Annotated in this window: 15 protein-coding genes; 7 read left to right on the top strand and 8 right to left on the bottom strand. The window is 68.5% G+C overall.

Annotated elements, in window-relative coordinates:
* Positions 1-68 precede the first annotated feature (68 nt).
* Together ACIBO2_RS42560 and ACIBO2_RS42555 are read right to left on the bottom strand one after the other, a co-directional pair.
* Positions 69-1,664 (bottom strand): glycoside hydrolase 43 family protein, encoded by a 1,596-nt coding sequence (locus tag ACIBO2_RS42560; RefSeq protein WP_397304013.1) that lies wholly within the window; start codon positions 1,662-1,664, stop codon positions 69-71.
* Positions 1,661-3,688, bottom strand: coding sequence for a beta-L-arabinofuranosidase domain-containing protein (locus ACIBO2_RS42555; protein WP_397304012.1), 2,028 nt, complete (start codon positions 3,686-3,688; stop codon positions 1,661-1,663). The genes ACIBO2_RS42560 and ACIBO2_RS42555 overlap by 4 nt, the downstream gene beginning before the upstream one ends.
* A gap of 813 nt (positions 3,689-4,501) precedes the next feature.
* Here ACIBO2_RS42555 and ACIBO2_RS42550 point away from each other — a divergent pair.
* Positions 4,502-5,743, top strand: coding sequence for a glycoside hydrolase family 30 beta sandwich domain-containing protein (locus ACIBO2_RS42550; RefSeq protein ID WP_358549799.1), 1,242 nt, complete (start codon positions 4,502-4,504; stop codon positions 5,741-5,743).
* On the opposite strand, the gene ACIBO2_RS42545 is transcribed toward ACIBO2_RS42550, so the two are convergent.
* Positions 5,700-7,313 carry a PLP-dependent aminotransferase family protein gene (locus ACIBO2_RS42545; protein WP_397304011.1) on the bottom strand — a complete coding sequence of 538 codons (1,614 nt, stop codon included), beginning with the start codon at positions 7,311-7,313 and terminating at the stop codon, positions 5,700-5,702. The genes ACIBO2_RS42550 and ACIBO2_RS42545 overlap by 44 nt on opposite strands.
* A 119-nt stretch (positions 7,314-7,432) precedes the next feature.
* Here ACIBO2_RS42545 and ACIBO2_RS42540 point away from each other — a divergent pair, with 119 nt between their 5' ends.
* Positions 7,433-8,410, top strand: coding sequence for an aldo/keto reductase (locus ACIBO2_RS42540; protein ID WP_358549803.1), 978 nt, complete (start codon positions 7,433-7,435; stop codon positions 8,408-8,410).
* 46 nt (positions 8,411-8,456) lie between these two features.
* Here the strand turns inward: ACIBO2_RS42540 and ACIBO2_RS42535 are convergent, their stop codons facing one another.
* Positions 8,457-9,620, bottom strand: coding sequence for a serine hydrolase domain-containing protein (locus tag ACIBO2_RS42535; protein ID WP_358549805.1), 1,164 nt, complete (start codon positions 9,618-9,620; stop codon positions 8,457-8,459).
* A 257-nt stretch (positions 9,621-9,877) separates the two neighbouring features.
* Between ACIBO2_RS42535 and ACIBO2_RS42530 the strand changes: the two genes are divergently transcribed.
* Entirely contained in the window at positions 9,878-10,972 is a 1,095-nt protein-coding gene (locus ACIBO2_RS42530; RefSeq protein WP_358549807.1) for a glycoside hydrolase family 43 protein, read from the top strand.
* Positions 10,973-11,008: 36 nt separating this feature from the next.
* Here ACIBO2_RS42530 and ACIBO2_RS42525 read toward each other — a convergent pair whose 3' ends face one another.
* Complete coding sequence (locus ACIBO2_RS42525; RefSeq protein WP_397304010.1) at positions 11,009-12,271, bottom strand: ROK family protein; 1,263 nt, start codon at positions 12,269-12,271, stop codon at positions 11,009-11,011.
* Between the two features lie 158 nt (positions 12,272-12,429).
* Here ACIBO2_RS42525 and ACIBO2_RS42520 point away from each other — a divergent pair, with 158 nt between their 5' ends.
* Positions 12,430-15,957: an alpha-N-acetylglucosaminidase TIM-barrel domain-containing protein gene (locus ACIBO2_RS42520; protein WP_397304009.1), complete on the top strand. Its 3,528-nt coding sequence runs from the start codon at positions 12,430-12,432 to the stop codon at positions 15,955-15,957.
* A 95-nt stretch (positions 15,958-16,052) separates the two neighbouring features.
* On the top strand, positions 16,053-16,220 hold the full coding sequence (locus ACIBO2_RS42515) for a hypothetical protein (protein ID WP_397304008.1): 168 nt from the start codon (positions 16,053-16,055) through the stop codon (positions 16,218-16,220).
* 198 nt (positions 16,221-16,418) lie between these two features.
* Here the strand turns inward: ACIBO2_RS42515 and ACIBO2_RS42510 are convergent, their stop codons facing one another.
* Entirely contained in the window at positions 16,419-16,634 is a 216-nt protein-coding gene (locus ACIBO2_RS42510) for a hypothetical protein (protein ID WP_397304007.1), read from the bottom strand.
* A 439-nt stretch (positions 16,635-17,073) separates the two neighbouring features.
* Here ACIBO2_RS42510 and ACIBO2_RS42505 point away from each other — a divergent pair, with 439 nt between their 5' ends.
* Positions 17,074-17,415, top strand: a complete 342-nt coding sequence (locus ACIBO2_RS42505; protein WP_397304006.1) for a hypothetical protein — start codon at positions 17,074-17,076, stop codon at positions 17,413-17,415.
* Positions 17,416-17,500: 85 nt separating this feature from the next.
* On the opposite strand, the gene ACIBO2_RS42500 is transcribed toward ACIBO2_RS42505, so the two are convergent.
* Together ACIBO2_RS42500 and ACIBO2_RS42495 are read right to left on the bottom strand one after the other, a co-directional pair.
* Positions 17,501-17,695, bottom strand: a complete 195-nt coding sequence (locus ACIBO2_RS42500; RefSeq protein ID WP_358449388.1) for a CsbD family protein — start codon at positions 17,693-17,695, stop codon at positions 17,501-17,503.
* A 94-nt stretch (positions 17,696-17,789) separates the two neighbouring features.
* Entirely contained in the window at positions 17,790-18,305 is a 516-nt protein-coding gene (locus tag ACIBO2_RS42495; RefSeq protein WP_397304005.1) for a hypothetical protein, read from the bottom strand.
* Between the two features lie 172 nt (positions 18,306-18,477).
* Between ACIBO2_RS42495 and ACIBO2_RS42490 the strand changes: the two genes are divergently transcribed.
* Complete coding sequence (locus ACIBO2_RS42490; protein ID WP_397304004.1) at positions 18,478-19,596, top strand: NAD-dependent epimerase/dehydratase family protein; 1,119 nt, start codon at positions 18,478-18,480, stop codon at positions 19,594-19,596.
* The last annotated feature ends 19 nt before the right edge of the window (positions 19,597-19,615 follow it).

Genomic DNA, 19,615 nt, shown 5'->3' with positions numbered 1-19,615 from the left:
TCGGACAGTTGCACGTATCAGGCGTTGATGTCGATCAGCCTCGGGGTGGGAGAGCCGCCGTTGAGGAGTCAGGGGGTGGTGAGATCGAAGCGGCGTACGGTCACCGCGCCGCCGAGGGCCTGGGTGGCGTAGTTGAAGATCCCGAAGCGGTAGCCCATGAAGAACTGCCAGGCATTGTTCAAGGTGAAGGCCGGGCCCAGGCTCACGAAGTTGCTGCCGTCGGTGCTGTAAGAGAAGTGGGCCTGCCTGCCGGACCCCGGCCGGATGTCGGCGTTGACCCGTAGCCAGACCCGGCCGCCCGAGATGTTCGCGCCGGCCGCCTCGGTGCCGGTGCCGGTGGTCTGCCACGAGCTGTTCATGGTGAGCCCGTTCGTCATCACGACCCGGTTGACGCCGTTGTCGCGTTTGACACCGATCCAGGCCGACTGGTCGCGCAGCATGGCCAGCCCGGAGCGGTCGCCGTTGGCCATCTGCGAGTAGTCGAGCTCGATCGTCGCCGTGGACGACGGGCCCTGGATGCGGTGGGTCAGCGTGTTACGGGCGTTGTAGAGATCGCCTGTGACGGTCGCGGTCTGCAGACGCAGGCCGTTGCCGGTGGAGAAGCGGCTGGTGTCGGGGTTGTGGTTCCACTCCCAGCGGTGGCCGAGAGCGCCCGAGGCGAACGTGTCGGGGCCGATCATCGACGCCACGGTCCGGCTGGTCTGGATGTTCGGCCTCGGGTAGGTGACTCCCCAGCCGCCGTTGACGGTCTGCACGGTCGGCCAGTCATTGGTCCAGGTGATCGGCGCGAGCGCCGGGACCCGGCCGCCGGGGTAGGCGTCGACGAACGACATGTAGTACCAGTCGCCGTTCTGGGTCTGGACGAGCCCGCCTTGGTGGGGGACGCCGCCGCCGGAGATGGGGCCGGGCATGTTGAGCAGGACCTGCCGCATCTCGTACGGTCCCCACGGCGACGTGGAGCGCAGGACGTACTGGCCGTTGGCCGGGCGGGTCAGCCAGATGTAGTAGTAGCCGTTACGTTTGTAGAAGCGGGAGCCCTCCAGGGTGCCGACGCTGCTCGGGGTCTGGAACACTCGCTGGGCACGCACCTGGCTGAGCCCGTCGGCCGAGAGCTGGGCGACGCTGATGGTGCTGTTGCCGTAGGCGACGTACATGGTGTCATTGGTGTCGATCAGCAGGCCGGCGTCGTAGTAGCAGTTGTTGATCTGCGAGCGCTTGGCCCACGTGCCGTCGACGGCGGAGGCGGTGTAGACGTAGGTCCGGTTGAACTCGACGCAGCCGATCCAGTAGTAGGTGCTGTTGCTGGGCCGGTAGTTCAGGGCCGAGGCCCAGATGCCCTTCACGTACGCCCGGCCGCCGTTGAGGTCGTAGGCGGCGGAGTTGAAGTCGAGCCTCGGGACCGAATGGCCGGCGTACTCCCAGTCGACCAGGTTGTAGGAGCGCAGGATCGGTGCGCCCGGCGAGTAGTGCATCGTCGAGGCCGAGTAGTAGTAGGCGTCGCCGACCCGGATGATGTCGCCGTCGGCGAAGTCCTGCCAGACGACCGGGTTGGTGTAGTTGCCGTCCAGATTCGGGTTGGCGCCGACCGTCGCCGCTGACGCCTGAGCCGTGAGGAACACGCCCACGAGCAGCAGAGACGAGAGCATCGCGAGCACGCGTCTCACAGGAACCTCCCAAGGTTGTTGTTCGAGCCGTTGTCGTCGGCGAGCACGACCGGCGCGCCCTGAGAGGTGTCGGCCAGGCCGCCGTCGGTGGTGGACATGTTCTGGATGCCGAGAGCCGGCTCGCCGGCACCCACCTGACCAGTGGTGTTCCAGTAGACGACGTAGTTGCGGCCATGGGCGTCGTAGAACGGCTCCAGCCGTACCGAGGCCCCGTTGGCGGTGGCCGTGAAGGCCAGGGACGAGGTGCCGGCCCGGGCGATCGATGAGAGGACCAGCGTCGGGGCCGACGACAGGCTGGTGTTGCCGTAGTCGCCCGACAACACGACCGGGCCGTAGGTGACGGCTCGCATGTTGGGGTTGTCGTTGGCGACCTTCATGGCCACCCGCATGGGCAGCCACACGGTCACGGTGTCGCCCGACGTCCACGAGCGGGTGAGATCGGCGTAGGTGCCCGGAGCCGTGGTGACGTCCTGCCGGACCCCGTTGACGCTGATCGTCGCGCCCTGGGTCCAGGCCGGGATGCGGACGCGCATCGTCCACGATCCGCTCACATTCCCCGTGACCTGCAGGGACGTGGTGTCGCTGACCGGGTACGAGGTTGTCTGGGCGACCGTGATGCCGCGCTGGCTCCAGTTGAGCGTGGAAGGCACGAACAGGTTCACGAACAGCGTGGTGCCGTTGTGGAAGTAGATCGAGTCCATCAGCTTGGTGTTGGTCTCGATGCCGGTGCCCTGGCAGCACCAGAAGGAGTTGTAGTCCGTGCTCCACGTGCCGCCGCCCCAGGCCGGGCCGACGCCCCGGCGCCCGCCCGGGTTGAGCGGGGTGAAGTAGGTGACGTGCCCGTGTGCGTCAGCCGGGTTCTGCTGCCCGATCAGATGATTGAGCAGAGCGTTCTCGTAGTAGTCGAAGTAGTCGGCCCGGGCCGGCGACAGCAGCCACAGCTCCCGGGTCAGCTTGAGCATGTTGTAGGTGTTGCACGCCTCGCCGGTATCCCTGTTCAGGTGGGCGGCGATCGCGTTCGGGGCGCGGAAGTGCTCGGCCTGGCTGTTGGAGCCGTTCGCGTACGTGTGCGCTCCGACGGTGATGGACCAGGCGTTGGCGGCGATGTCGCGGTAGCGGGTGGTGCCCGTCGCCTTGTACTCGCGGGCCGCCCCGATCCACTTGGGCACCTGGGTGTTGGCGTGCAAGCCGTTGAGCTGGTCCTGGTTCGCGGCCAGCGGGTTGAACACGGCCGCGTGGTCGAACCGCTGGGCCGTGGTCAGCCAGCGGGAGTCACCGGTCATCTGGTACAGGTCTGTGAGCACGGCGTTCATGCCGCCGAACTCGGTGCCGAGCATGGCCTGCATCTGGCTTGCGCTGAGCCGCGAGGTGCGGGTGTCCACCCATCCGGCCAGTGCCAGCAGCACGGTCCGGGCCTGGGTGTTGCCGATCAGCCGCCACACGTCCAGCAGCCCCGCCAGGGTCTTGTGGAGGCAGTAGTAGGGCACGTTGCCGTTGGTGAGCGTGCGGTGCTCCAAGGCGGTTATGTCGGACTCGGGGAAGCCGGACAGGTAGCCGCTGGTGAACCCGGCGGCGCCGTTGTTGGCCTGGCATTTGGCCAGTTCGGCGACCATGCGGTCGGCCTTGTCCCGGCAGGTGGTGTCGCCGAGCACGGCGTAGGCCTGTGCCCACGCCGTCAGGAAATGGCCCTGCATGTGGGACCGGAACGGGAAGCTGGGCGCGTCCCAGCCTCCGTTGGCCGCCGCGCCGTTGGTGGACAGGCGGTGGTTGGCCCGGAAGACGTACAGCAGCCGGTCGACATCGACGAAGCGCAGGTAGCTCAACGTGCGGTTCTGGTTGTCCAGCCAGCGGCCGGAGGTCAGCCGGATCTGGCCGAGGTCGAACTCGTAGGCCGAGACGCCGATGTCGGATCTGGCCCAGGGGAGTGCGGCCAGGGCGGGGGACGTGCCGATTACCTGGCCGGCAGCCGAGAGCGCGACGGTCGCGCCTGCGGCTTGAAAGAGTCGGCGACGGCTCAAGGGCATAAGGAGCTCCTTGGATGTCAGCGGTGAAGACGGCGGCCACAGACTTGTTAGCGCTAACATTGTGTCCTGCTCAGTGGCGCGTACCTCCGGTGAGTACGTTGTCGCGGAGTACATCCGACGGTCCGGCTCGCGTCAACGAGGGGCGGCCCTCGCCGACTCGGGCGTTTGCGCGGGAACGTCTTCCCGCCTGGAGCTTCGTCTCCGGGAAGATCGAGCCGCGCTGCCGGTGGATGTGAAAGTTTCACAGAAGTAACCCGTTGGCAACGGGTAACTTGCGACGCCTTCGGAATTAACTTGCAGTCTCCGGGCATGGCCCACGCCGACTCATCCTTGCCTCAGCTGAGTTGCCAGCGCACTGCGGTGGTCGGCGGGCCCGCATTTCCGCTCTTCGGTGAGGTCCTGCCGGATCGCCAGCGGCGATACGCCGAAAAGGCGCTGAGCTCGACCGTCGCTCATCGCCCTCTACCCCGAGGCTATTTGATCTTAGTTAAGTTTCCTCGGTGTGAACGGTTGACGAGCCGCAGTCGGGGCCTTACGTTCCAGCAAGAGATGTTAGCGCGAACAATCGGCGCTCTCGAGAGGGTTTTCGGCAATGGCCTGACCTATGTAAGCCTCATCGAAGTGACCCGGTGAGAACGCGTTTCTCCGATGGGAGCGCTCCCATAGCACGGCGGAACCGGCGCCGACTGGGCCAACGGGACCGGAAATGCGCGGACTCAGCAATAGCCAAGAGGAGGAGACATGACGCAAGGTCGGAATGAGGCTGTTGGCAGCGAGCGAGGATCGCTGAGCCGGAGAAGCGTCCTGGCGACCATGGGGGCTCTGCCGGTCCTCACCGTCGCGGCCTCGGCCGCGACAGCCTCAGTGGCCGAGGCCGCGACGGCTGCCGCCGCGGTGATCATCGATCCGTCGGCACGGCGGCAGACGATACGCGGCTTCGGCGGCATGACCCACACGGCCTGGATCGGCGATCTCACGGCTGCCCAGCGGGACACGGCGTTCGGCACCGGCGAGGGTCGGCTGGGATTCTCCGTGCTGAGGATCCCCGTCCCCGAGAACCAGGCGGACTGGAGCCGCGACGTGGCGACCGCGAGGCGCGCGATCGAACTCGGGGCGACCGTCATCGCGTCCCCCTGGAATCCCCCCGCCCGCATGGTCGAGACCTTCGTCCGCGGCAGTCAGAACAACGCGAGACGCCTCAGATACGACATGTACGGCGCCTATGCCCAGCACCTGAACGACTTCACCGCATTCATGCGGAACAACGGGGTGAACCTGTACGGCATATCAGTGCAGAACGAGCCCGACTACGCGCATGATTGGACGTGGTGGACCCCCACCGAAATGGTGCGATTCTTACGGGAGAACGCCGGCTCGATCAGCACCCGGGTCATCGCGCCCGAGTCCTTCCAATACCTGAAGAACATGTCGGACCCGATCCTCAACGACCCCACGGCGCTCGCCAACGTGGACATCATCGGGGCGCACCTCTACGGCACCTCCTTCGCGAACTTCCCCTATCCCCTCTTCAAGCAGAAGGGCGCGGGCAAAGAACTCTGGATGACCGAGGTCTACCACCCCAACAGCACCGATTCGGCGGACCTCTGGCCCCAGGCGCTCGACGTGGGGGAGCACATCCACCGCGCCATGGTGGACGCCGAGTTCCAGGCGTACATCTGGTGGTACATCCGGCGCAGCTACGGACCCATGCGGGAGGACGGCCAGATCAGCAAGCGCGGGGCTAACATGGCGCATTTCGCCAGGTTCGTCCGCCCCGGATACGTGCGGATCGGGGCGACGGCGAACCCGGCGTCGAACGTATACGTCTCGGCGTACCGGGGCGGTGACTCCACGGTCGTCGTCGTCGCCATCAACAAGGGGACCTCTGCGGTGAGCCAGCAGTTCACCCTGGCGAACGGCGCCGCGTCCAGGGTCTCGTCCTGGCTGACCGACGCGAGCAGGAACGTCGCACCCCAGGGCACGACCGGCGTGTCGAACGGTTCCTTCACCGTCACGCTTCCCGCTCGAAGTGTGCTGACCTTCGTGACCGCGTGACCGGCGCCATCGTCCGATACGACGGCTGGGGGTCGCCATCCGCGCCCCGCCCGGCCCGCCGACCGCGGGCGCTCTGTGCGGATGCGGTCAGGGATGCCGCGAGGCGGTGGATCGCGGTGACGATGTGGGGCTCAGGCGTCGCCGCGTGGCCGAGGAGCAGTCCGGGGCGTTTGGCCGGTTCCTGGGCGTGCGCGGACAAGGGCTGCACGTCCACGCCATACGCCGCGGCCCGGAAGGCCGCCTCTCTGTCATCGATGTCTTCGGGCAGCCAGCCGACGACGTGCAGGCCCGCATCGGCGGGCGTCACCGACAGGACGCCGTCGAGCTCTTGACGCGCCGCCCGGACGAGGGCCGCCCCGCGTTCCGCGTACAGGGCCCGCATCCGCCGGACGTGCCGGGCGAAGTGCCCGTCGGCGATGAAGTCGGTGAGGGCGGCCTGCTCCAGCACGGGGACGTGCGCGGCCGCGAAACGTTGCCCAGCCGTGAAGGCGTCCACCAGTTCGTCGGGCACGATCAGGTATCCGATGCGCAGCGCGGGGAACAGCACCTTGCTGAAGCTGCCGACGTACACCACTCGTCCGGCGCCGTCCAGGCCCTGGAGCGAGGGAAGTGGATCTCCGATGTAGCGGTACTCGCTGTCGTAGTCGTCCTCCAGGACATAGGTGCCGGCGGTGCGGGCCCAGTCCAGCAGCGCAAGGCGGCGGTGCAGGCTCATGGTGACGCCCAACGGGAACTGGTGCGAGGGGGTCACATAGGCGATGCGGGCGTGGGGCGCCCGGGCGTTCCCGGCGTCGATGTCCAGGCCGTCGGCGTCGACGGGGACCGGGACCGGGGTGGCTCCCGCGGCGATGATCGCTCCGCGAGCGCCGTAGTAGCCCGGGTCCTCCATCCACGCGTCGTCACCCGGGTCGAGGAGAAGCCGGGCGGCCAGGCTGAGACCGGCCTGCGCGCCGCCCACAACCAGCACCTGTTCCGGGGTGCAGCGCACCGCCCGGGCCATGCCGACATACGCGGCGATGGCCTCGCGCAACGGCTGATAGCCGGCGGGATGCTGGTAACGCAGGAGGGAACCGGCCGACCGGCGGGCTCGTCGTGCCACCACCTTGCCCCAGAGCTCGGCGGGGAACGCGTCGATCGCCGGTCGGCCGACCGGGAACGCCGGCGGGCCCGAGCCGGGGCCATCCATGGTGTGCCTCATCCGCCACCGCACGCCGGCCAGGGCGGCGCCTTGGGCCGACAAACGCGGCGGCTGCCGTACGTTCGGGGGTTCGTGGACGGGAGCCGCCGCAGGATGGGGTATCCGCAGGAGCGCCACAGTGGTGCCCGCGCCGACCCGCCCGTCCAGGTAGCCCTCGTCACGCAGCCGCTCGTACGCGGTGACCGTGGTGGTACGCGACACACCCAGCTCCGCCGCGAGCGCACGCGAGGACGGCAGCCTGAGCCCTGGCCTGAGCTGGCCGGACAGGATGGCGTCGCGGATCCGCTCATAGAGGTGGCGCGAGAGCGCGATACCCGGGGCGGGGGCGAGCGTGATGCCGGCCGCGGCGAGGGAGGGGGACTGCTTGGGCATGATCGGCCAGAAATGGACTTGCCGGTTGACGAAGAAATGGCTCTTCAGACGGTACCAAGTGCGGGCCTACAGTGCGCAGGCGGACGAACCGCCATGAAGATTCATTGAGGAGTGGTGAGATGTCCATCTTGACCAGGAAGCTCGGGCAGACGGGGCTGGAGGTCAGCGCGATCGGGCTGGGTTGCTGGGCGATCGGCGGGCCGTTCCTGCTCCGCGGCATGCAGGACGGCTGGGGGGAGGTGGACGATGACGAATCCGCTCGCGCGATCAACCGCGCCGTCGACCTGGGCGTCACCTTCTTCGACACCGCCGACGTCTATGGCACCGGCCGCAGCGAGCGGGTTCTCGGCCGCGCCCTGCGGAATCGGCGCGACGCCGTCGTCATCGCCACGAAGTTCGGCTACACCTACGACGAGACGCGAAAGGAGATCACCGGCACCGACACCTCCGCCGCGTATGTCCAGCGCGCGTGCGAGGCGTCCCTGGCCCGCCTGGGCACTGACTACATCGACCTCTACCAGATGCATGTGGGAGACGTCGACGCCGCCGAGGACGTCTTCGCCGAGCTGGAGAGCCTGGTCGACAAGGGCATGATCCGCGGCTACGGGTGGAGCACCGACGATCAGGAGCGGGCCCGCCGGCTGGCCGGTCGGCGTGGGGCGGCGGCGGTGCAGTTCGCCATCAACGTCCTCAGCGACGCACCCGGGATGATCGAGGTCTGCGAGGAGAGCGGACTGGCCGGCCTGGCTCGTTCGCCACTGGCGATGGGTTTGCTGACCGGCAAGTTCACCGCCGAGTCGCGGCTGCCCGCCGATGACGTACGCGCCAGCGGGCACTCTTGGGTGAGCTATTTCCGCGACGGACGTCCCGACCAGGACTCCCTCGACCGGCTCGCCGCCATCCGGGAGATCCTCACCAGCGCCGGCCGCACTCTCGCCCAGGGCTCCTTGGCATGGATACTCGCACGGGGCGACCAGATGATCCCCATTCCGGGGTTCAAGTCGATCGCTCAGGCGGAGGAGAACGCGGCGGCCCTCGAGCGTGGCCCGCTGACCCCGGCTCAGCTGGACGAGATCGACGCGTTGCTGGCTCGCTGATCCGGAGGAGCCGATACTCGGCGATCAGCAGTGGGTACTTGGTCGATCACCGCGCCTTCGACGCCGCACCCGGCAGTTCGTACGGCTCACCGCAGAAATAGCGGTTGAGCGCGTCAACGGCGGCCAGCAGCATGCGCGCGACCGCCGGATCGCTGCGATGCACGTTGACCGACAGCGTCATCCGGCGTTCGCCCGTGGCGTCGGCGAAGCTCAAGGTCTCGTAGCCGGGGATCGAGCCGGTCGCGCCCCACATCTGGCCGCAGGTGAGCCCCACCGCCTCCAACCCGAGCCCGTACCGGGGGAAGATCGGGGCCTGGGGTGTGGCGACGCCGGTGCGCATCTGCGTCAGCAGGTTCCGGCTGACCAGCCGGCCGCCGAAGAGCGCCTGGTAGAAGCGGTTCAGATCGCGGGCGTCTGACACCACTCCGTACGCGGCCCAGGCGAAGGACGGGTTCAGCCGGGTGATGGGCCGCAGCGCGCCCGGCCGGCTTGGATCGGCGCCCGTGGGCAGGTAGTAGCCGGTGGCGTGTGGACCACGGATGCCGTCCCAGGTCTTGGGCAGGTAGGAGCGCGTCATGGCGGCCGGCCGGAAGATCCGCCGATCGAGTTCGTCGCTCAGCTCATGGCCCGTCACCTTCTCCACGAGCAGCCCGAGCAGGATGTAGCCGGTGTTGGAGTAGCTGAAGCGACCCCGCTCGGGCGAGGGCAGCCGCTCGGCCTCGTCGATGAGTTGCCGCGGGGTATAGGTCCGCTTGCCGTACTGCTCGGGATCGGCGAACTCGGCGGCTTCGTCGTAGGTGGCCAGGCCGCCGGTGTGGTTGAGCAGCTCTCGCACCGTGATCTGGTCGCCACCGTCGATCTGGCCGGGTAGCCACGTGCCGACAGGCTCGTCCAGGCTCAGCTTGCCCTCCTGAACCAGCTGCAAGACGGTTGCGGCGACCATGCTCTTGGTCACGCTGGCGACGCGGAAGCGCGCCTCGCGCGGCACCGCTCTCCCGGTGTCCAGGTCGGCGGTTCCGCTGGTGCCGATCCAGGTCCCGTGGTCGTCGTCGATCCGGACCAGGACGCCGGGGGCACCGGCGGCCACCGTCGCCTCGAGCGCCTGCCGCATGCCGACGGGCTCGTCGTGCCGCGCCTGTGCGGTGGCCGGGACAGGCGACAGCAGGCCCGCGGCGACGAGCACGGCGACCGTCATGCGCTTACCGTTCATTGGCCTTCCTTTGGATGGAGGTCGTGGAAACGATCTCCATCCTGGTGGCGTCGGCGGCCGTCTCTCGTCAGCACTCGTGACGATCTTTCCCTGCGACCAGGGTCGCATCCCGGTAGTTCTCCAGGCTGACAAAGCCGGAGTGACCACCGCGGCGCGGTCTCGCGTTCGGCGGGGCGGGATCTTGAATGAGCGCCGAATCTATTAGTAAACTTTGTTTAAAGATTACCTGCTGGCGACCCGCGGGTAGAAGGAGCCTCATGAGAAGACATGCTCTCCGACCGGTGGTCCTCGCCCTCGCCTTGACCGTTGTCGGCGGCACCGCCGCCTCTCCCGCCAACGCCGCACCGGCCGCCGAGCCCGCCAAGAAGTCAGTAGCCCTCGGCCGCACCACCCTGGGTGGTGCGGACCCCAGTGTCATCCGGGTCGGCAACCTCTACGTCGCGGCCAAGTCGGTGAACGGTGGCGTCGCCGTACGGACGGCGACCACTCTCGAGGGCATCGCCGCCGCGCCCCCGCGCCAGGTGTGGAAGGACACCGGCAACCTCGGTGAGGTGTGGGCGCCCGAGATCGTGCACCACGACGGCCGGTACCACATCTACTTCTCGGCGGGCCGCAGCGCCGCCCACCGGATGTACCACATCAGCTCCGCCACCGCCGACTCCGGCTATTCCGCCGCGACGAAGGTCGCCCTGCCCGGCGACAAGTGGGCCATCGACGGCGCGCCGTTCACCTTCAACGGGCAGCGCTGGTTCGTGTGGTCCGGCTGGGCGGGCGACACCAACGTCGAGCAGAACCTTTACATCGCCCGGATGAGCGGCCCCACCACGGCCACCGGCGGCCGTTACATCATCTCCCAGCCGCGAGAACCGTGGGAGCGGGTCGTCGGCAACCCGTTCATCAACGAGGCTCCCGAGCCGATCCTCGACCCGAACGGGCAGTTGCACATCGTGTACTCCGCGAACGGCAGTTGGAGCAGCAAGTACTGCCTCGCCGATCTGCGGCTGCGCTCCGGCGGTGACCCCACGAACGTGTGGGACTGGTACAAGAGCAACGGTTGCCTGTTCGGCTCATACGCGGCGTACATGATGGCCGGCTGGACCCCGACGCTGCACGTGGACGGCCCGGGCCACCACACGTTCGTGCTGGAGGACGGCGACATCGCCAGCAGCCCGCCCTCCGGCAACCGGTTCCCGACCATGTACCACGCTGTCGCCAAGGGCACGCCGTACGAGTGGTCCAACCGGTACTGGTACACCGGCACGGCCGTCTGGTGGAGCAAGACCACCTACCGGCGGGCGAACGTGCCCGGCCCCAACACCGACGTCGGGTACAGCCTCAAGTTCTTCGAATGACGTCCCCAGAGCGGCACACGGAAACGTGCGTATCGGTCAGCAGACGGCCAGGGTGTCGCGCCACACCTCGTCCAGGGCCATCTGGATCGCGCCGGTGAGTACGGTGCCCTCGGCCAGCTCCGACAGTTCCACGCTGGGCGGGGCGAGGGTCAGGTCTTCGAGGTGCCGGGCGATCGCGTCCAGCAGGACCGCGCCGGCTCGGGCGATGCCACCACCTATCACGATCACATGCGGGGACAGTACGAGGACCACGGGCGCGATCGCCTCGGCGAAGACGGCGGCGACCCGGTCGACGACCTCGGCGGCGATCGGGTCGCCCCCGGCGGCGGCCGCGAAGACGGCGGCCGCGTCCGTCGCACGGGCGAGCCCGGACTCCGGATGCTCGGCGGCGCGGCGGCGGGCGAGATTGACGATCGCCTCGGCGCCGATCGCGCGCTCCAGCGGCCCACGACCGTCCCCAGCCGCGTCGGGAGCGTCGGCGTTGGGAGGGTCGGCGTTGGGAGGGTCGGCGTTGGGAGGGTGAGCGTCGGGAAGATTCGCGTCGGGAAGGTTATCGACGGGTCGAATGAAACCGATTTCACCGGCCTGGCCCGCGCCCCGATGCAGCCGTCCGTCGATGACGACGCCGGCCCCGAGCCGCTCGCCCCACTGAACCGCGAGCAGGGTGCCCGCGCCGGTGCGCTGGTGGGCCGCCGCCAGCGCGGCCAGGTTCGCGTCGTTCTCCACCGTGACCGCGCACCTGAAACGAGCCCGCAGGCGGCCGGCGAGGTCGATCTCCGACCAGCCCGGCACACTCGGGACGAACAGCACCCGGCCGGTGGTCTCCTCGACGATGCCCGGGGTCGCCGCGGTGACCGCCGTGATCTGCTCGGCGGCCAGGCCGGCCGTCGCCAGCGCTTCATCCGTCGCCTCGTCGACCGCCTCGAGCAGGTGCCTAGCGCTGCGCCGGCCCACCGTCCGGCGAATCACCGCGAGGCGCTCACCGGCCAGGTCGGCGATCCCCGCCGTCACGGTGTGCGGGCCGACGTCCAGGCCGAGCACGGGTGCCGCCCGGCCGTTCAGGGAGAACCGCGTCGCCGGTCTGCCCACCGTGGCCGGCCGCGGCGCGTGCTGCCGTAGCCAGCCGGCGGCCAGTAGATCCTCCACGGCCTGGGCGACCGTCGGGCGGGTGAGCTCGGTCAGCCGGCTGAGTTCGGCCAGCCGTACGGGCTCGGGTGCGCGCCGTCGGACCGCGTCGAGCACCGCGGCCCGGTTCATCCTCCGTAGCACGGGTGTGCCCGCCGGCCGCTCCTCCGTCATCCGCGCCCCTCGCTGTCCGGTTCGTGAATATCCGCCGTGAGATCTTGACCTCTGGTCGCCTGCGGCTGAGTATATTTCGCAAAGACGTTACGAAAAGTCTTTACATAACTCTTTCTATAGTAGGCCCCTTAGTCGCCCCCCTCGGAGGTGGCCGCCCGATGACCCGTTCCAGCGAACCCCACAGCCCCTTACCGCGCCGATGGCGAACGCTCCTGACGGCGCTCGCCGCAGTCCTGCTCACGATGCTCACCGCGCCGTTCGTCTCCCCGCGCGAGGCGGCGGCCGACACGGTCGCCGGGTTCGGCGGCCCTGCGGCGCAGGCCCTCGAACGGCTGATCGGGACATCGCGCGCCAAGCAGGTCACTCTGCTCACGATCGTCAAGGGCACGGGCCGAGACCGGTTCCAGGTGTACGGTTCCAACGGCCGCCTCGTCGTCGCCGGCACGACGCCCGCGGTTCAGCTGACCGGCTTCGGCTACTACCTGCGTCAGGTGGCCCACGCCGACATCGCGATCAACGGCTCCCAGGTCGACCTGCCCGAGCACCTCCCGTTGCCCGCGGCACCCATCGCCAGAGACTCCTCGGTGGATCACCGCTTCGCCCTCAACGACACCAACCAGGGCTATGCGGGCGCGTATCTGAGCTGGCCGGAGTGGCAGCGGCGGATCGATGTCCTCGCGCTGCACGGCATCAACGAAGTGCTGGTCTACGAGGGCCAGGAGGCGGTCTACCAGCGTACCTTCATGAAGTTCGGCTACTCCGACCAGCAGATGCGCGCGTGGATCCCGCAGCCGGGCCACCAGTCCTGGTGGCTGTTGCAGAACATGTGCTGCACCGACAGCCCGATCTCCCAGCAACTCATCGACCAACGGGTCGACCTCGGCCGCAAGATGGCCGACCACCTGCGTTCCCTGGGGATGGTCCCGGTGCTGCCCGGCTACTTCGGCACCGTGCCGACCGACTTCAAGGCCCGCAACCCGGCAGCCAACACGGTCCCGCAGGGCACCTGGAACCAGCTCGAACGCCCGCACTGGCTCGACCCGACCAACGCGGTCTTCGCGCGTGTCGCGGCCACGTTCTACCGGGTGCAGAGCGAACTGTTCGGCAACAGCACGATGTACAAGATGGACCTGCTGCACGAGGGTGGCACGGCCGGAGCGGTCAACGTCGCACAGGCGTCACAAGCGGTACAGCGGGCATTGAACACCGCCCATCCCAAGGCGCTCTGGACGATCCTGGGATGGCAGAGCAACCCGCTGCCGGCGACGCTTCAGGCCATCGACCGGACCAAGATGTTCATCGTCGACGGCATCAGCGAGGAACCCGGCATCACCGACCGGGACAAGGACTTTCTCGGCACCGGGTACGCGTTCGGCACCATCTGGAACTTCGGCGGTCACTTCAACCTCGGCGCCCGGCTGACGCTGTGGAACCAGAAGTTCCACGCCTGGCGCGACAAGCCCGGCACGGCGATGAACGGCATCGCCCTCATGCCGGAGGCCATCGACAACAACCCGGCCGCGGTCGCGTTCTTCGCCGACCTGCCATGGCAGGACAGCCCGGTCGACATGCGGCAGTGGTTCGCCGACTACGCCACCGCGCGGTACGGCGGGGAGGATCCGCACGCCAAGGCGGCCTGGCAGATCCTCCTCGACACCGTCTACAGCTGGCCCGCCGGCGCCGACTCCCGGCACGTCACCGGCCTGTACGACGACGAGCCCGGCCTGGCGAACACCGGCTACCCGCTCCAGTACGACATCGCCACCTTCGACAAGGCGCTCGACGAGCTGCTCCAGATCGACAAGGGCCTGCGCGGCTCCGGCGCCTACCGCTACGACCTCGTCGATGTCGCAAGGCAGGTGCTGGCCAACCACAGCCGGCTGCAGCTACCCAAGATCCGCGCTGCCTACCGGGCCAAGGATCTCGAACGCTTCGAGCGCCTCACCGGCCAGTGGATGGACCAGATGCGGCAGATGGACCGGCTGCTCGGCACCGACGAGAACTTCCTGCTCGGGGCGTGGCAGAAGGAAGCCCGCCGGCAGGCCGCCACGCCGGCCGAAGCAGCGACGCTCGACTACAACCTCAAGTCTCTGGTCACGATCTGGTCCGCCGACGCCCGTCTGCAGGACTACGCCCGCAGGGAGATGAACGGTCTCGTCGGGCAGTACTACGTGAAGCGCTGGCAGATGTTCTTCGACGGTCTGAAGACCGCGCTGCGCTCGGGCGAGGATTACCCCGAGAAGATCGACTGGATGGCCGTCGCCGAGGACTGGGCCAAGGCCGGCACCCAGCTCGCCTCCGAGCCACGCGGCGACGCCTACGCCGAAGCGAGCACCGTGGCCGCACTGCCCGACGGCGCGGTGACCATCGGGGTCGACCGTAAGGGCGTCAAGCCGGGTGGGACCGTACAGGTCACCGCCGCGTTCACCAACGACAACACCTCGCGGCCTACCGACCGGGCGACGCTTCAGCTCGACGCCCCGGACGGATACCAGGTGCAGGCGACCTCCCCGACCAGCGCCGACCACGTCGCCTCGCGTGACAAGCTCACCGCGACCTGGACGGTGACCGTTCCCGCAGGTGAGGCCCCAGGCGGCACTCCGGCGCTGGACGTCATCGCCTCCTGGGACTCCGGCGACGTCGCCCGACGGGACACGGCCTCGACCCGCCTGCTGATCGCCGGAGCCGCGCCCGCGCCGTACAAGACGATGAGCAACACGCAGGCCGAGTTCGCGGCCACCAACGACGGGGTCGCGATCGCGGCGAGCGGCGCCGACCTTTGGAAGGAGACCAACGAGCTGGCCACCGCCTACCGCGCGGACGCACTAGCCGACGGGCAGCAGCTCACCAGCACGGTGCTGCGACAGGACGGGGCGTCGGAGTGGACCCGGTCCGGGCTGGTGGTGAGCGACGATCTGGCCACCTCCGGGGCCACCGGGTATGCGAACATCGCCGTCACTCCCGGCCACGGCTGCGTGTTCAGCTGGGATTCCGACGGCAACGGGCAGCTTGACTCGTACACCGAAGTGGGTGGGTTCACCCCGCCCGTACGCGTGCGCATCGGCAAGTCCGGCGACCAGCTCACCGGCTCGTGCGGCAGCGACGGCAAGAACTGGTCGGTGATCGGGTCGGCCCGCGTCCCGGGCACCGGTGCCACGCTCGACGCCGGCCTGTTCGTCAGCGCGGCCAACCGAGACACCGGTCAGCAGGCGACCGCCGTGCTGACCGATCCCGAGTCGGCCCCGTCGACCGCCCGCGACGGCGCGGGGGACACACTGCAGAGCCTCCGCAAGCCGGTCACGGCACTGAGCTGGGAGTCGGGTCGGGGCCCCGAGTACGTGAACGACGGCAACCGGGCCAACTCCCCGTACTTCGCCAGCCAGATGACCTGGGACACCACCTGGTGGAAGGTCGACCTGGGGGCGGTCGACGACATCTCACGTGTCAACGTCCGCAACTATGTCGGAGGCGGGCGCTACTACGAGTACCGGCTGGAGGGCAGCCTCGACGGCGTCACCTGGTACACCCTCGGCGGCCGTCGTGGCCCCAAGGCCGCGACCGACGCCGGAGACACGATGACCACCGAGGCGAAGGCCCGGTACGTCCGGGTGATCGGCACCCACAACACCGCCAACCTGTCCTTCCACCTCACCGAGGTCAGCGTGTACGGCACGCCGGCGCAATAGGAGCCGTGAACGTGGGCGTTTCCCAGCCTTGATCACGAGGGCCGGCACGCCCACGTGACCGGCATCAGAACCCGGGCGGGGTCCCCGCCATAGCCATGTGCGCCGTCCTCGACGCCGCCGAGCGCGCCGAGGTGATGGGCAACGCCACAGCCAAGGCCGCCGCCGTCCACGCCTATGTCATGCAGGTGAACGCCGCTGTCATCAGCCGCTCCCTCACCCCGGCCCGAGCCGCCATCCTCAAGAAGCTGGCGGCCGCCCTGTAACCCACGCCCCGGGGGTGGGCGGCCACCGGCTCCCCGGTTACCCGACCTGGCTGGGTGGGCCACCGGCTGCCCGGTAAAGCCGCCCCGACGCGGTGGGCCATCGGAGGCCCGGTGGCCCACCCCGCGTGCGGAGTCGGGTCTCCCTGCCTGAGCCGTGAAGCGGCTGGAGCGAGATCGGCTGGGCGAATCGATCGCCCGCTAGGGGCTCTTCTGCCCTCGGTCGAATGCCCCTGTGTGGTTCATGATCGTGGTGATGAGGGTGGCTGTCGCGATGAACGTACCCCCGCTCCATCCAAGGGCTCCTACCATCGGCACCCCATTCTCTCTCGCCACGATGAAGGCGATGAGCGCGATCACCAGCGAGAGAAGCATGTCGATGGTTAAGCAGAGCGCGATGCGCAGGGTGATGCTCACTTCTTTCTCATTTCGGTCCGATGGATCGAGATCGGAGAAAGCGTGCGGCGCTCGGTCGACCTCGGCGGCGTCAATGTCCGGACAGGTAAGCCGGGAACTGTCCCTTTCGTCTGTTGATCTAGTGGCAGGCTCAGGCTGGCGTCAGGACGGATCGCCGTTTCGGCGGTGCTCGTCCATCGCCGCCCTAGATTATGGCGGTTCGCGAGCAGCCGCGCAGGTGCAGATGCATGTGCATGTATGGATTTTCCCCTGCGGGATGACAATCCTCCACCGGCGCGGCTTCTCGGGAGAAATTACCGATGCGTTTAGGTCTCATAGAAGCACATAATCCACAGAACGTTAATATGTGACTACGTAAAGTATCTGCACGTGCAGGCTGGCCGCTGGGCTGGGTCGGTGGCTGGCCCCTGGACGCAGCGCCGCAGGCGAAGCCGGCGCCGTGGCGGTGACGGCTGCGGCGGTGACGGCTGCGGCGGTGACGGCTGTGGCGGTGGTCCTGGTGGCGATGCGGTGGGACGCCGCGAACAAGATCGCGACCGCCCTGTCGGCCCTAGCGGCGCTGGCCGCGGTCGGAGTCGCGGTGTGGGCGGCGCTCCCGGGCCTCCCGCCCCAGGCCAATGTGCGGGTGTCGAACACCGGGCGGGCCATGGTCGGTCGCGGTGGCCGCGCCAACAGCGGGGCGTCGGGGAAGGCACCACAGGGTCGGATCCAGGTCGACCGGACGGCGGAGGCCGACGCGTCCAAGGGCGGCGAGGTCAACTCCGGAGTCGAGCTCGACTGACCTGGTGATCGTCACAGCGTCGGGGCCGCCCTCGCGCGGTCAAGCGCGAGGGCGGCCCCATATCCGGAGGTGTTCGTCGTGGCCGTTACTTCTTGAAGGCGTCCTTGACCTTCTTGCCGGCGTCCTTGACTTTCTCGCCGGCCTGTCTGAGGCCCCCTTCGGCCTGTTCTGTACGCCCTTCGGCCCGCAGGTCCTCGTCGTCGGTGGCCTTTCCGAGGGTCTCCTTCGCCCGGCCCTTGAGCTCCTCCGCCTTGTTCCGGATCTTGTCATCGGCGCCCATGTCCATGCCTTTCTCATCGGTTCCCGGAAACTCCCACTTTCCGAACAGACCGACTAGAAACATGGGGACCGGTCAGGCGAGGACCCGCACCGGGTTAGTTGACGCAGTCCTGCTTGTGGAGCCCCAGCGCCATCTCGTAGACCTTGCCCTTGTTGAGGAGGAAGGAATAGTAAGCATGCGCCTTGCCGGGGATGTCGACGTACGGGTAGCCGCTGGCGGCCGTCTTCAGCTTGGGATAGGCCTTCTTGATCTGCCGGTACGTAGAGCCCAGCCCGATGCCCTCAGGGGTCTTGGCGCCCTTGGGCGCGAAGATCACCGCAACGCCGTGCTTCTTGGAGATGAAGAGGCCGACGGAGTCGCTGCCGACCGGGTGAGCCTTCAGGCTCCAACCGGTGCAGGTGGGGGAGACGCCGGCCCCGTCGGCGGGCGTGATCTTGCCGCTGGCCTTGGCCGCCTTCGCGCTCATCCCCAGTGTGATGCCCCCATATCCGGAAGGGCCGAAAGCGGCGGACGCGGTCGCGGCGTGCGCCGCCGGCGTGAGGCCGCCCAGCACCAGACCTGCGGCCAGGGTCGTGCCCAATACGGTACGGGTCATCGTGTGTGTGGTCATGCACGGTTGGATGGACGAATGAGCCGCGAAGTTCGCACGAGACGAGGTTCTGACAACTGCTCCCGCTCGAAGTAGCCTCGAGATCGGGCCGTGGACCGTACGCGACACCGGGACCGAAGACCGCACGGTCTACGCCAAAACCTCGCTCCTTCCTCCTTCAACGAGGGACGACATGCCGACCACGAGATCGTCATCAGGAACGGACAGCCGCCGGCTCAACGACCCCATTCTCGTCACCGGTGGCAGCGGCCACGTCGGCTCGCACCTGGTCAGCCGGCTGCTGCTCGACGGTCACCGCGTGCGCGCCACGGTCCGCTCGCCCGCCCGCGAAACCAGCCTCCGCGAGGCGGTGGCCGCGGCCGGCGCCGATCCAGGGGATCGGCTCGACATCTGCCACGCCGATCTGTCCGCGGACGACGGCTGGGCCGCGGCCACGGCGGGCTGCGCCTATGTCCACCACGTCGCATCGCCGCTGCCCGCCGGTCAGCCGAGGGACGACGACGAGCTGATCGTCCCGGCCAGGGACGGAGCGCTGCGCGTCTTGCGTGCCGCCCGCGACGCCGGTGTGGCGCGGGTGGTGATGACCTCGTCCTTCACCGCGGTGGGATACAGCCGTAAGGCGAGCGACGAGTATGACGAGCGCGACTGGACCGACCCCGCCGACGACAACACGGCCTACACCAGGTCGAAGACGATCGCGGAGCGCGCGGCGTGGGACTTCGCGCGGACCGAGGCCGATGGCCTCGAACTGGCCGTGATCAACCCCACCGGGATCTTCGGTCCGCTGCTCGGCCCGCACCTGTCGGTCTCCACCATGCTCGTCAAGACGATGCTCGACGGGGACATGCCGGTCGCGCCCCGAGTCTTCTTCGGCGTGGTGGACGTGCGCGACGTCGTGGACCTGCACGTGCGGGCCATGATCCACCCCGCCGCGGCCGGACAGCGGTTCCTGGCCGGCAGCGGTGAGATGATCAGTTTCCTGCACGCCGCCCGGATCCTGAGCGACCATCTGGGCGAGCTCGCGGCCAAAGTGCCGAAGCTGGAGCTCGCCGACGAGCAGGTCAGGGCCGCGGCACGGACGAACCCCGAGTTACGGGCGATGGTCGACCAGCTGGGCCGCATCCCGGTCGTCCACGCGGACAAGGCTCGTGAGGTCCTCGGCTGGCAGCCGCGCGCCCCGGAGACCGCCATCGCCGACACCGCGGACAGCCTCATCCGCCTCGGCCTGGTGGCGAGCCGACCCTCGGCCACCGGTCGTTCGGCGACGTTCGGCAACCGATCGAGATCATGAACCCGAGGGCGGGGTGCGC

It is taken from the genome of Nonomuraea sp. NPDC050022 (assembly GCF_044460705.1).
Lineage (GTDB): Bacteria > Actinomycetota > Actinomycetes > Streptosporangiales > Streptosporangiaceae > Nonomuraea.
The sequence above is the reverse complement of the archived record's forward strand: the minus strand, read 5'-3'. Positions and strand labels throughout refer to the sequence as shown.